Origin of the sequence: Pseudomonas sp. TH10, assembly GCF_016651255.1 — a bacterium.
Taxonomy (GTDB): Bacteria; Pseudomonadota; Gammaproteobacteria; order Pseudomonadales; family Pseudomonadaceae; genus Aquipseudomonas.
This window is the reverse complement of record NZ_JAEKEG010000062.1, coordinates 1-13,563: the sequence shown is the minus strand read 5'-3', so window position 1 is coordinate 13,563 and position 13,563 is coordinate 1. Positions and strand designations below refer to the sequence as shown.

Here is a 13,563-nt window from a genome sequence, read left to right as displayed (position 1 = left end):
ATTTTACTTGACCGTTAAATGCACGTGTCAGCGACGACCACCAGCACGTTATCAAAGTTAGAACACTTGAGACGCTTGCGTCAGGCTGATCTGCCCGGCTGTTGTTCTCTGGTTCCTAAGCTTTTCCCCATACCAAATTGGAATCTTGTCGTTATCGAACGCCGTGCCGTCTGGGGCGTTAAAGCGTCGATATTTGGCTGCCGACACCATGTGCAGATAGTACTTATTCAAGAGAGGATCACGTCTGGCCATGTCCACTAAACTCTGGCCCGGCGGCTCGTAACCTCGTTTTTTTCATGGTATTTACGAATATCGTCAATGGATGCCAAGCCCTGCTTCGCCGATGCAGACGGTGGCGGCAGTGCCACACAAGGTGGTCGGACCCAACTGACTGATCCAATTCCAAAGGTGTTGTCATCGAGCGTGTGCACTATCGGAAGTGCCGGCCAAGTGTCCACGACAATTGTCGACTTAGGGTCTATTTTTTCCAGCAGTACGGCAGTGGAAAGTTCCGCGCTATGCGGGACGTTTGGCAGGTCGGTAATTATCACATAGGCGTGATCTCCCCTGGCCTTGACCAAGGCGATCCATTTGTTATCGAAGGCTGGGTTGCGAGCCAGATTGACGAAGGCAACCTGAGCATTCTCACCACAATTTCCTGCCTGCACCCAAAGTATGCTTTGAACATGGTCGACCATCTTCTGATACTCGCCCTGGGGAATGTTGATAAGTCGCTGGGAGGAGATCAATTTTAGTCGCTGCCATGCCTCGCCTTTACTGCCCAGCTGGTCCAGGCGCTGGTCGGGCGATCCAAAAGGCAGCTGCAACTTGGTATGGAACGACTCATCATACGCTTGTTGAAGTTGCGTCAGAAACTCGCTGGAAACCGGCCTTGTGGGGGCGTGTTGCATCGGCTCTTCGTGTAGCCAGCTGCGCTGAAGCCAGCCGCTGACTGTCTCCGTTGGACCGTGAGTATCTTGTTCGACCGTTGTCAAACCGCCTACTCCACCCAATAGTCCCCCTCATCGGCCCGCCAGTGGCCCTCGTGGTAGTGTACCGGCGCGCCTTGCCCATTGGGCCGGTTCGGGTCGCGCACTCGCACCGTTGCCCAGCCATTGTCCGAGTAAACCTCAAACATTCTCCACTGACCCTGATATCGGTCCCGGATAAAGTGTTGACCATTGTGCTGGTAGAAATTGCCGGCTCGGGCTTTACCTGGACGCAACGTCATTTCCGAAAGCTGTATCAGACTGATGTCGGGGCACGCCAAGGCGTCATTGAGCCGGCCGCTGGCAGTAAAGGCTGTGCCGCGTTGCCGGACCAGAGTCTGCAGGGCCTCGCTGGCCTCACTGGCCGTACTGAAGTGGGCTTTGCCGACCCAGTGCAGTAACTTGGCCGGGTTGAGTGCGCGCAGCCCCGGTACTACGTCCAGCATATCCAGTGTCAGCAGTGCTAATTGCGTCAGCGCGCCTTCCGGGTGGCCGCTATCCAGTTGTTTCAGCGCATCAACCATGTCATGGCCCACCAACCCCAGGGTGCCGACGGTACAGGGAATTGCGCCAACCCCCGCAGTAGCCACCGTGCACACCGCTCCCGTGGCAAAGCGCAGGCCCTTGATCAGTTGTTCCAGCCCTGCTTCTGCACGGCTGGTCGTGACCTGCCGCGCATTGTCGATCTTGTCGTGCAGCCACTGAGTACTCACGTTTTCGGTAAAATCCCGGACAAAAGCCGTGGGTGACCGGTAATCATGCTGACCGCGCAGGACCTGGTCGACCACTTGTTTGTCTTTTATCGGGGTTCGTGCCAGCACATCCTCATAGTAGCCCGGCGTTTTCATCAACCGCTGATAGTCGGACAGTTTCAGCAGTTCCGAGCCATAAGGGCCATGGGGCAGGAAGAGATAATCGCTGCGCAGCGCTGGATCGGCACGCCGCAGCCCCGAGGGTTGGTGCAGCGAAAGCACGAATACCTCGGGTATTCGCCTTCCGTTGATCTGGAACGCTTGCAGGCTTGCCCAGCCTTGGACAGTGCGGGTGCGCAAGCCGTCGACTAGCACTTTGAGTGCCCCGAAGTGCTCGGAGTCGATTGCGCCATTGGCCTTGGCCTGTGTCAGGGACGCCTGCATTTGCAGCAAGGTCGAGTTTGTTCTCAGCTCGCGAAAGGTCCGCCCGCATTCGCTGCCGGGATCGAGCCACTGCTCCAGGTGGTTGATATAGGCGTCACCGGCGTAGTTGTTGCGCAGATGACTTTGCACGCTCTGCTTGAAGCTTTGGCTATTTAGCGTCTGCATCACGGTCGGATCTTCGGTTTCCAGACGCGCATCCTTGATGAAGTTGTTGCTGCTTGCTAACACATTGTCGCCATGCTGGCGGTAGCCTTCCATGACCCAGTCGGTCCAGCTCATGGTCTGGTCGTTGAAATGGATGTAGACGGCGTCAGCATCGAGCGTGGAATTAGTGGCCAAGGCACCGGTATTGCGCAGGACGTTAGTCAGTTTTTCACTTTCGTTGCGCTGGGTAAGTGTGCGTAATGTTGGCAGGTATTCATCGATGAAGTCCGCCATCTTCTGTCCGCTAGCCTGCGCGGCGGCCATATCGTGGTCGATCTCAGGGTTGGCCTCCAGAACCTGCAGGCGTCTCGCCTGTCTGTCCAGTTGTACGCTGGCCCGCTGTTCGAGCTTCTCCAGCAGACTGGCCCCCGGGTAAAACCTCACCTGCAGGTCCTTCTCGGTCCAGCCGCTTGGCAGTCGTGCGCGTTCATCCAGGAACCGCATCAGCGTGGGGCGATGCCCGGTTTCGGAGGCTCGCAGGGCCAGTTCGGGCAATCGTTCGAAGGCGGTGAGGGAGGCCCTCGCCTCAGGCAACTGTACCTCGGCGTTCAGTGACTGCAACAAGCGCTTCATATCCAGGTGCTGGAACATCTCCTGGCGTGTACCGAACGCCTGCACTCGCCGTTCTTCGGGACGGTACAGCACCGCGCCGTCCTCCTGGCCCCGGGCATCGCGCCGGACAAACACCTGTAACTGCGGCAGGGGCAGCTTGAGGGCATCGGTGCCGTTGCCGGTTGATAGTTGCAAGCTGCCGACTTGCACCAGCGGATCACCGTTAACGGCCGCTGTCACCACCTCCAATCCGGCTATGAGCTCGCCGGCGCCGCGCAGGTAACCCTTGAGTTTGCTTTCCAGCAGCGCCTGTTGCAGCTCTATTTCGTAGAGGCTGGCCAAGGCTTTTTCAGGGCAGGTCGTTGCGCCTGTAAATGCGCAAGCCGCGATCCCGTAGCGCTGAGCAGTGGTGTTTCCCCGGCTAGAGTCGCCAGGTGTTCGTTGTGCTCCTGCCGGGCTTGCGCATAGTTCAGCCACAACGCTTGTTCCCCTGCACTTGAGCGCCCCAGCCAGTGCCAGGCTGGCGTCGCGTTCCACTGCGCAGCCAGGGCTTGCAATAGCAGCTTTTCATCCTGCCGCTGGGGGCTGTGGAGGGTCTGATCGGCCAGCGCAATAACGTTGCGCACCAGTAGTCCATCAGCCGTCTCTATCACCGGGGAACGTCGGGCCCGAGCATGCGTGATATCCAGTGCCTGTGCTGGCAAGGGCCCAAGGTCCTGATGCAGCAGCGCCCCGACCTTGGCCTGCAGCGCGGGACGATCGTTCGCCAGCACGGGGTCGGCCACCATTTGCATGACCGCCTCCAGCGTGGAGGTCAGGGTGCCTTCTGGAGTCAAGTGCGAGTGCAGCTTTAATGCCTGCCACAGGGTTTGCTCATGGGGTGTGAGTTCAGGGGGAATCGCCGAGGGCGTCTTCAGAGTTGGTGCGAGTGCATGTTCCGTTGGTGCTCCTGTGGTTCCAGTCGTCGTGGTACGCAGCATCTGTGCTGTGCTCCAGGTGGCACCGGCTACGGCGCCAAAACCCAGGCCGGTGCCTATTACGCGCAAATATTGGCCTATTGGGGTAGTGAAGGGCGTGCCCGGCAGATCGACAGATAAATCCGGATTGACTAGCGGCATCTCCACATCTGCCTCACGCTCGGCGTAGGGCATGCGTTGCGAGAACCAGCCGATGACCCCGCTGATGGTCCTGGGGAACGCGTTCAATAGGCTCCCGGGCCTTGCTCCGGCGGAGGTCGTCTGCACCTGCGTCGCAACGGTCTGCGGGTTGCACGCCTGTACCAGGCTCAGGTCAAGCCTCGGCTCCCCTGGGGAGGCGTCGCCATGAGCCAACGTATGTTTGTCCCTCTCCCACTGGTTCCGTATTTCGGCAATGGCCTCAGGGGTATTCGCATGGGTGAGGCGCAGCGGCCCGGAGGCCGGTGCATTGAAGCACTCGTTCAGCGAGTTCAGCACTGGCTGCGTGTAGAGTCCGAGCCGTGCGCAATTGCCCAACAGTCGGGCCAACTCCTGCAGCGTGCGCGGGACCTCCAGCGAAGGTGCACCGACATGCCGGTAAAGCCACTCGGACAGTCGATCCTGCCCATATCCAGCGATTACGGCCGCCAACAGATGTACCGGTATCATCGGTGCGGCCATGCCGGGCAGGCTGTACAGCCCGTACAGGAGCGCGACCGGACTCAATCCTCGCTCAAGGGCTGAATTGAGGCTCGCGAGAAACTCGCTGGGCGTGGATGCATGCCGAAGATGTAAGCCAGTCGTTCGCCAGTTTTCACTGGCTGTCTGCACATTAGTCGGTGTCTGCCAGTAGTTGCGCAAGTACCGGGTCAGCGCCATCAAAGGCAGGTACGGGTCCAGTGAATGAGCCGCGCCGCGTAGCAGCAGGTGTGCCGGAACCTGTAAGCCGAACTCACGCAAGTATTGCGCCTGATCGGGAGCCAACGAAACGTGCGCACGCGCAGGCTGCCATTTGGGTATCTGCTCCAGGGGAGTGCCACCTTCCAATAGCGCCAGATGTCCGCGTCCCCGTTTGACCTTGCTATGGTCCTTGGCCGGTTCGGTCCTGGTCGGCAAAATCGCGCCCCCGCAAACATTGCGCAGCTCAGCCGTCAACCTTTGACGTGCCTGCGTATTGCCGTTTAGGGGGGCGTGGGAATGTCGTACGTGGAGCGACTCAAGTTGGGGGGATCTGGATGCCCATGCGGCGCTTCTCCATTGATTGGATTTAAGTGCCTTGGCGTTTCATTGCGATGTCCAAGCCGCTGCCAAAGGTGCTGGAGCCGCAATCGGATCGCGCCCAAGGCGCTGCAAGTCTGCAGCACGGCGGGTTATCGCTTGCTCGACGATCAATAGCTTGTAGAAAACGCGCATTGGTCGGGTGCGCCAGTGTGCCAGCCGCCTGAATCGTCCGCGGGTCGCTACGCAACCCAGGCCTGGTGCGCTATGACGCCACATGGGCGGGAAGTCACACGCCTACGACCTTTTTGTAGCCATTTGTAGCAGCAACCTTCATAACCGGTTCGTTTAAGGCTAGTCTGCGGACATCTGCAACGCCGCCAACAGCAATTCGAACAAGAGCCGGCCATGACTGATCTGTCCCCACTTCCGGGTCCCGCAAGTGTTGCCGTCGCGGCATTGGACGGGCGATTTTTTCGCCCGCCGTTGCCTGACGGATACGTGTTGCGCCCACGCCTTTGCGAGCGCCTGCAAGCCGGGCTCGGTGGGCGGCTGTTGCTGATCAGCGCCCCCGCCGGGTTTGGCAAGAGTTCGCTGGCGGTGGAGTTCTGTCAGAGCCTGCCGGCGTATTGGCAGAGTCTCTGGTTGGGGCTGAGCCCGCGAGACAGCGACCCCGGGCGGTTTCTCGAACGCCTGCTCGAAGGTCTCCAGGATTTTTATCCCAAGCTTGGCAGCCAGTCCCTTGGCCTGCTGAAAATGCGCCAGCGCCATCAGCCATTTGCTTTCGAGGAGTGGCTGGACGGCTTGCTCGATGAGCTGGCCGTGCACTTGCTGCCAACCGCTCCACTGTTGCTGGTGCTCGATGACTACCACCTGGCCCAGGGGCCGGTGCTCGACCGTTGCCTGCAATTTTTCCTCAATCATCTGCCTGACGGCCTGCTGGTGATGGTGACCAGCCGCCAGCGCCCGGACTGGCATCTGGCGCGCCTGCGCCTGTCCCGGCAATTGCTCGAACTGCACGAGCAGGACTTGCGCCTGACTCACGACGAAGCCCAGACCCTGCTCGATCGCCACAGCACCTCACTGCGCGGCGAAGCTCTGGAAAACCTCATAGAGCGCAGCGAAGGCTGGGTCGCTGGCCTGCGTTTCTGGCTGCTGGCCGCCTCCGAAGCGGGCAGTGACGGTGCGTTGCCTCAGTCCCTGCATGGTGGGGAAGGGCTGATCCGCGATTACCTGCTTGAGGAAGTCATCGATTGCCTGCCCGCCGAAGTGCAGGCCTTCCTCTACGACACCGCCCCCCAGGAGCGCTTCTGCAGCGAACTGTGCGACGCCGTTCGCGAGGCTCACGACAGCGCAGAGATCCTGCGATTCCTGCTGGCTCACCAGGTGTTCCTGGTGCCCCTGGACGAGCAGGGTCACTGGTATCGTTATCACCATTTGTTTTCCGATCTGCTGCGCACCCGCCCCACCGCCCAGGCCATCGTGCCGGCAGCGAGCCTGCACCTGCGCGCATGCCGCTGGTTCAACGCCCAGGGGCTACTCGATGAAGCGGTGGAACAGGCGTTGCGTGCCGGTCACCTGGACGTCGCAGCGAATCTGGTGCAGAACCTGTCCGAAGAGCAGCTGCTGGCCGAACAGAACGTCGGCATGTTGCTGCGCTGGAAGATGGACTTGCCCGACAGCCTGCTGATCAGTACGCCGCGCCTGATCGTGCTGTACAGCTGGGCCCTGGGGCTGGCCTGCCAACTGGACGCTGCCGAAGAACTGGCCAGTCATCTGAGCCGCTTTCTGCCGGCCCCTTCGGCCACGGCGCAAAAGTCCATGCTGGCGCAGTGGCTGGCCCTGAGCGGGATTATCGCCCGCGGACGGGGCAACCGTGAACTGACCCTGCTGTATTGCACTGAAGCCCTGGAGAGCCTGCCGTCCAAGCGCTATGGCCAACGCTTGATGTGCCTGTCGACCTTGTCCAACCTGGCCATCGCCGACGGCGACCTGTGGCGTGCACGCGGGTTGAACCGCGACTCCCTGGAGCTGGCACAGCGGGTGGGTAATCCATTGTTCGAGGCGCTGGCGCATTACGACCGTGCCCGAGTGCTCCAGGCCCGCGGGGAAATCCTGCGGGCGCTGGATGAGGTGCGCCAGGGCCTGCAGCGCCTGCAAGGGCTGTCGCCGCAACGCCTCTATGCCGTTCGCGCACGCCTGACGTTATACGAAGGATTTCTATTGGCCATGCGCCTGCAGCCACAGGCTGCGCGCATTCGACTGCAGGCTGGCCTCAGCGAAGCACGAGCCTGCCGGGATATCAGCGTGTTGATCGGCCATTGCGTGATTGCCCGAATCGAAGGCAGCAGCGGCGAGTTTGCCAAGGCATTCGCCGAACTCGCCGAAGCCGAGCGCCTGATGCATATCTGGGACGTGCCGCCGATTTATTACCTGGCGATGATTACCCTGGTCAAATGCGAGCTATGGCTGGCCCAGGGCCGCACCGACCTGGCCGAAGCCTGGCTGGCGCGTCTGAGCCAGACCTACAATGGCGAAAACCCCGCTGCGCCGCCGGAATTTCATCCGCAACTGCCCTTGCATATCGAATTGCAGCAGGCTTTGCTGGAGGTCATCCAGGGCCAGTTGATGCTGGCCGAGGGGCGGTTGAACGCACTGCTGGAAAACGGCCAGCAAACCGGGCGGCAGATGCTCAGCGTCATGGTGCTGACCCAGAAGACCGAGCTGCTACTGGCCAGCAACCGCGAACCTGAAGCCCGGCAAAGCCTCACTCAGGCCCTCGATGCTGCGATTGGTGGCGTGGTGCAACCTTTCGACGGCTTGCTGAGCAAACATCCAGCCTGGTTGCGCGAGCAACTCCAGCACAATGCCAGGACCGCAGTTTGCGCCGCCCTGGCAGAGCATCTGCCCGCCATACCACCGCGCATAGCCTCGGAGCCATCCCACGCCTGCGAGCAACTGAGTGCCCGGGAACTGGCCGTCCTGAAGCTGATTGCCCAAGGGTGCTCGAATCAGGAGATCAGTGATCAGCTGTTTATTTCGCTGCATACGGTGAAGACGCATGCCAGTCATATCAACAGCAAGCTGGGGGTAGAGCGCAGGACTCAGGCGGTGGCGCGGGCGAAGGAGTTGGGGGTATTGGGGTGACGCTGTCGGGCCCGCCAGCCTGTGCCAGAATAGGCCATCCATTCTTCTCAGGAACCACCATGGTCGCTGCCAGCCCCGCGCTCATCCGCGAAACCTTCCCCGTCGGCCCGTTGCAGTGCAACTGCACGATCATCGGCGATCCGATCACGAAAAAGGCCATCGTCGTCGATCCCGGTGGCAACCCTGAGTTGATCATGGCGCGACTCGACGCCCTCGGGCTCAAGGTGGTGAGCATCATCCACACCCACGCACACCTGGATCACTTCCTGGCTTCCGGTCAGATGAAAGAGAAAACCGGGGCGACCCTGCATCTGCACAAGGAGGACCAGTTCCTCTGGGACAACCTGGAGATGCAATGCCAGATGTTCGGCGTGCCTTACACGCCGGTACCCCCGCCAGATCGCTGGTTGGCCGACGATGAAGAACTGGCTTGCGGCTGTGGCGTGGCATTGCACACACCCGGTCACACACCCGGCTCTATGAGCTTCTGGTTTGCTGACGCTAAGCTGCTCATCGCCGGTGACACCCTGTTTCGTCGCGGGGTAGGGCGCACGGATTTATGGGGCGGGGATCAGGCCACCATCGTGCGGTCGATCAAGCAGCGCCTGTATACCCTCGATGAAGAGGCGACCGTGATCACCGGGCATGGACCGGACACGCGACTGGGTGACGAAATGCGGGAGAACCCGTTCGTGCGCGCCTGATGTCTGCCTGACGGAATTTTTATCGCGCAAAATGATCCAACGCCGGCAAAGGTTCAATGCTTAAGTCCGTTGCACCACAGAATGCAAAAAGTAGGAGCTCTTCATGTTCACCACGCCTCGTCTGATTATTGCCGCTACTGCCATCGCCGTGCTGTCTCGGCTGCGCTTCGCCGAACCCGTATGACAACCAGGGTCAGGCCGATAGCGGTTCCCAGGGCATGAGCAAAACCGCCAAGTACGGCGGCCTCGGCGCTTTGGCCGGGGCGCTGGCGGGCGCCGCCATTGACCACAACAATCGTGGCAAGGGCGCGCTGATCGGCGCCGCCGTGGTAGGTGCTTCCGCTGCCGGTTACGGTTATTACGCTGATCAGCAGGAGAAGAAGCTGCGTGCGAGCATGGCCAACACTGGCGTGGAAGTTCAGCGTCAGGGCGATCAGATCAAGCTGATCATGCCGGGCAACATCACGTTTGCGACTGACTCGGCGAACATTGCATCGAGCTTCTATCAGCCGCTGAACAACCTGGCCAACTCGCTGAAAGAGTTCAACCAGAACCAGATCGAGATCGTCGGTTACACCGACAGCACTGGCAGCCGTCAGCACAACATGGACCTGTCGCAGCGTCGTGCGCAGAGTGTGGCGACCTACCTGACGTCGCAGGGTGTCAGTGGTGCCAACCTGACAGCCCGTGGCGCCGGCCCGGATAACCCGATTGCCAGCAACGGTGACGTCAATGGCCGGGCGCAGAACCGTCGGGTTGAGGTCAACCTGAAGGCGATCCCGGGTCAGCAATATGGTGGTCAGCAGCAAGGTAATGTTCAGCAGTACCCATAAGCGTTTGGCTGAATATCAGGTGTGAAAAAAGCCCCCGGACACATCACTGTCCGGGGGCTTTTTGTTTGGCGCTAAGGCTGATTACTTCTTCAGACCGTAATGCTCATCGAGCATGCCCGGCGCGTTCGGGGTTTTCGGTGCGTAGTCACGTGGCGGCTCCTGATCGCGCGGAGGCGTCAGGCGTTCGCGTGGGGTCTGTACGGCGTCAGCATGCAGGGCAGCGATCAGGCGTTGACGGGTCTGCTCGTCCAGGGCCAGACGGTTGGCACCCTCGGCGAGATGATCCTGCACTTCCTGGTAGCTCTGGGTCAGCTTCTTGACCAGCGTTGCGGTGCTGTTGAAGTGAGTGACCACTTCGTTCTGGTAGCTGTCGAAACGCTCCTGGATATCATCCAGTTGACGCTGCGTGCGGCTCGGTGCGGCGCTGGGCACAACGCGCGCGATCAGGAATCCAATGGCGACACCCACAACCAGGGCAAGAGTCGGTAACAACCAAACTAAGAGCGAGTGTTCCACGAGTCCTTCCTCTATAAACGGCTTTGCTTTACGTTAACGGCTCGAACCTGCGCTGTATACCGCGATTCACTCGCAATAGATTGGCACAGACAATTTGCTAGACGAGTCGACCCGATTCGAGGTCACGGAGTTCCTTCCTTGCTGATGCGTGAAACCCCAGTTGTGATTGAAGGCCCGGTGGGTCAATTGGAAAGCTTGTACCTGGACAACGAGCAGCCGCGCGGCATCGCGCTGATCTGCCATCCGAACCCGGTGCAGGGCGGCACCATGCTCAACAAGGTCGTCTCGACCCTGCAGCGCACCGCGCGCGATGCGGGGTTGATCACCTTGCGTTTCAACTATCGCGGCGTTGGCGCCAGCGAGGGTTCGCACGACATGGGCACCGGTGAAGTCGACGATGCCCAGGCTGCCGCCCAGTGGCTGCGGGAAAAACACCCGGAGCTGCCGCTGACGCTGTTCGGTTTCTCCTTCGGCGGATTTGTTGCGGCAAGTCTCGGCGGCCGTCTCGAAGCGCAGGGTGTGCAGCTCAAGCATCTGTTCATGGTCGCCCCGGCGGTGATGCGTCTTGGCGAGCAGGACCAACTGCCGCAACACGGCGAACTCACCGTGATCCAGCCAGAAACCGACGAAGTCATCGATCCGCAGCTGGTCTACGACTGGTCGGAAAAACTCCAGCGCCCCCATGAGCTGCTGAAAGTGGCAGAATGCGGACACTTTTTTCATGGCAAGCTGACCGATCTCAAGGATCTGATCCTGCCGCGTCTCTCGAATTGATTGCAGTCTGACAAGCGATTACCCATGACGAACCGTACCCGTATCCTCACCGGCATCACCACCACCGGCACCCCGCACTTGGGCAACTACGCCGGTGCTATCCGCCCGGCGATCCTCGCCAGTCGCGACAGCAATGCCGATTCGTTCTACTTCCTGGCCGACTACCACGCCCTGATCAAATGCGATGACCCGCTGCGCATTCAGCGCTCGCGTCTGGAAATCGCCGCGACCTGGCTGGCCGGTGGCCTCGATGTCGACCGCGTGACCTTTTACCGCCAGTCCGACATCCCGGAAATCCCTGAGCTGACCTGGCTGCTGACCTGCGTCGCCGCCAAGGGCCTGCTCAACCGCGCCCACGCCTACAAGGCCTCGGTAGACAAGAACGTCGAAACCGGTGAAGACCCGGATGCCGGCATCACCATGGGCCTCTACAGCTACCCGGTGCTGATGGCGGCGGACATTCTGATGTTCAACGCACACAAAGTGCCGGTCGGTCGTGACCAGATCCAGCACGTGGAAATGGCCCGCGACATTGGCCAGCGCTTCAACCACCTGTTCGGTCAGGGCAAAGAGTTCTTCACCATGCCTGAAGCGCTGATCGAAGAGAGCGTGGCTACGCTGCCAGGCCTCGACGGTCGCAAGATGTCGAAGAGCTACGACAACACCATCCCGTTGTTCAGCAGCGCCAAGGAAATGAAGGACGCGATCTCGCGCATCGTGACCGACTCCCGAGCACCGGGCGAAGCGAAAGATCCGGACAACTCGCACCTGTTCACGCTGTTCCAGGCCTTCGCCACCCCGGCGCAGTCCGACGAATTCCGCAGTGAACTGCTGCAGGGCCTGGGATGGGGCGAGGCGAAGAACCGTCTGTTCCAGCTGCTGGACAGCGAACTGGGTGAATCCCGCGAGCGTTATCATCAACTGATCGAACGCCCGGCAGACCTGGAAGACATGCTGCAGATCGGCGCCAAGAAGGCCCGTGCCGTGGCCACGCCGTTCCTCAACGAGCTGCGTGAAGCGGTCGGTCTGCGCTCGTTCGTCGCCCAGACTCAAGTGGCTGCCACCACGAAAAAGAAAGCCACCAAGGCCGCGCGCTTCGTCAGCTTCCGCGAAGACGACGGCAGCTTCCGATTCCGCCTGCTGGCGGCTGATGGTGAGCAGTTGCTGCTGTCGCGCAACTTTGCTGACGGTAAAACCGCAGGTCAGGTAACCAAACAGTTGCAAGCGGGCCAGGCTCTGGACGTGCGCAGCGAAGACCTGAGCTTCAGCGTCTGGCTCGAAGGCGAGTGTGTGGCCGACAGCGCCACGTTCGCTGACGGCGCCGCTCGCGATGCCGGCATTGATGCGTTGCGGATCGCGCTGACCCCGGTTCAGGAATAAATCGACGGCTCGGTCCGACCAAGGGCTGATTGCCATTCCGACGGGCCGTCGCTACAGTGACGGCCCGTTTTTGTTGCCTTGCTAACGAATTATGACGCCCCTAGAACGATACCAAGCTGATCTGAAACGCCCGGACTTCTTCCATGACGCCGCGCAGGAAACTGCTGTGCGTCATCTGCAGCGTCTGTACGAGGATCTGATCGCCGCCGATCAGAACAAACCGGGTCTGCTGAGCAAGCTGTTCGGCAAAAAAGATCAGACGCCGGTCAAGGGCCTGTATTTCTGGGGCGGCGTGGGTCGCGGCAAGACTTACCTGGTCGACACCTTCTTCGAAGCGCTGCCGTTCAAGGAAAAGACCCGTACCCACTTCCACCGCTTCATGAAGCGCGTGCACGAAGAGATGAAAACCCTCGGCGGCGAGAAAAATCCGCTGACCATCATCGCCAAGCGTTTTGCGACTGAATCGCGGGTGATCTGCTTCGATGAGTTCTTCGTTTCCGACATCACCGACGCGATGATTCTCGGCACCTTGATGGAAGAGCTGTTCAAGAACGGCGTGACTCTGGTCGCGACGTCGAACATCGTGCCTGACGGTCTGTACAAGGACGGCCTGCAACGCGCGCGCTTCCTGCCAGCCATCGCGCTGATCAAGCAGAACACCGAGATCGTCAACGTCGACAGTGGCGTCGACTACCGTCTGCGTCACCTCGAGCAAGCGGAGCTGTTCCACTTCCCGTTGGACGAGGCGTCACACGAAAGCCTGCGCAAGAGCTTCCGCGCCCTGACGCCGGAATGCACCGCAGCCGTCGAGAACGACGTGTTGATGATCGAGAACCGCGAAATCCGTGCCCTGCGCACTTGCGATGACGTGGCCTGGTTCGACTTCCGCGAACTGTGCGATGGCCCACGCAGCCAGAACGACTACATCGAACTGGGCAAGATCTTCCACGCCGTGCTGCTCAGCGGCGTCGAGCAGATGAGCGTCACCACCGACGACATCGCCCGGCGCTTCATCAACATGGTCGACGAATTCTACGACCGTAACGTGAAGCTGATCATCTCCGCCGAAGTCGAGCTCAAAGACCTCTACACCGGCGGTCGCCTGAACTTCGAGTTCCAGCGCACCCTCAGCCGCCTGCTGGAAATGCAGTCCC

Annotated in this window: 9 protein-coding genes and 1 pseudogene; 6 read left to right on the top strand and 4 right to left on the bottom strand. The window is 60.5% G+C overall.

Features of this window, described 5'->3' with window-relative positions; genetic code table 11:
- Nucleotides 1–257: 257 nt before the first annotated feature.
- The 3 genes from JFT80_RS09825 to JFT80_RS09815 are packed head-to-tail and all read right to left on the bottom strand — an operon-like array spanning nucleotide 258 to nucleotide 4,992.
- A complete protein-coding gene (locus tag JFT80_RS09825; RefSeq protein WP_201147720.1) occupies nucleotides 258–995 on the bottom strand; it encodes a hypothetical protein in 738 nt (245 codons plus the stop codon).
- Nucleotides 996–1,000: 5 nt separating this feature from the next.
- Entirely contained in the window at nucleotides 1,001–3,223 is a 2,223-nt protein-coding gene (locus JFT80_RS09820; protein WP_201147719.1) for a hypothetical protein, read from the bottom strand.
- Nucleotides 3,202–4,992 (bottom strand): hypothetical protein, encoded by a 1,791-nt coding sequence (locus JFT80_RS09815; protein WP_201147718.1) that lies wholly within the window; start codon nucleotides 4,990–4,992, stop codon nucleotides 3,202–3,204. The genes JFT80_RS09820 and JFT80_RS09815 overlap by 22 nt, the downstream gene beginning before the upstream one ends.
- Nucleotides 4,993–5,463: 471 nt before the next feature.
- On the opposite strand from JFT80_RS09815, the gene JFT80_RS09810 reads away from it, so the two are divergent.
- The 3 genes and pseudogenes from JFT80_RS09810 to JFT80_RS09800 all read left to right on the top strand — a co-directional run bounded on the left by JFT80_RS09810 (nucleotide 5,464) and on the right by JFT80_RS09800 (nucleotide 9,739).
- The gene (locus tag JFT80_RS09810; RefSeq protein ID WP_201147717.1) at nucleotides 5,464–8,202 is read left to right on the top strand and encodes a LuxR C-terminal-related transcriptional regulator; all 2,739 of its coding nucleotides are present in this window, start codon (nucleotides 5,464–5,466) and stop codon (nucleotides 8,200–8,202) included.
- Nucleotides 8,203–8,261: 59 nt separating this feature from the next.
- Entirely contained in the window at nucleotides 8,262–8,906 is a 645-nt protein-coding gene (locus tag JFT80_RS09805) for an MBL fold metallo-hydrolase (protein ID WP_122838774.1), read from the top strand.
- A 103-nt stretch (nucleotides 8,907–9,009) separates the two neighbouring features.
- Nucleotides 9,010–9,739: pseudogene (locus JFT80_RS09800) on the top strand (OmpA family protein).
- A gap of 81 nt (nucleotides 9,740–9,820) precedes the next feature.
- Here the strand turns inward: JFT80_RS09800 and JFT80_RS09795 are convergent.
- Entirely contained in the window at nucleotides 9,821–10,255 is a 435-nt protein-coding gene (locus tag JFT80_RS09795; protein WP_008086953.1) for a YhcB family protein, read from the bottom strand.
- A 144-nt stretch (nucleotides 10,256–10,399) separates the two neighbouring features.
- On the opposite strand from JFT80_RS09795, the gene JFT80_RS09790 reads away from it, so the two are divergent.
- The 3 genes from JFT80_RS09790 to zapE all read left to right on the top strand — a co-directional run.
- Nucleotides 10,400–11,029 carry an alpha/beta hydrolase gene (locus JFT80_RS09790; RefSeq protein WP_201147740.1) on the top strand — a complete coding sequence of 210 codons (630 nt, stop codon included), beginning with the start codon at nucleotides 10,400–10,402 and terminating at the stop codon, nucleotides 11,027–11,029.
- 24 nt (nucleotides 11,030–11,053) lie between these two features.
- A complete protein-coding gene (locus JFT80_RS09785) occupies nucleotides 11,054–12,409 on the top strand; it encodes a tryptophan--tRNA ligase (protein WP_201147716.1) in 1,356 nt (451 codons plus the stop codon).
- Between the two features lie 91 nt (nucleotides 12,410–12,500).
- Nucleotides 12,501–13,563, top strand: a 1,063-nt coding sequence (gene zapE / locus JFT80_RS09780) for a cell division protein ZapE (protein WP_201147715.1), incomplete at its 3' end; no start/stop codon positions are given.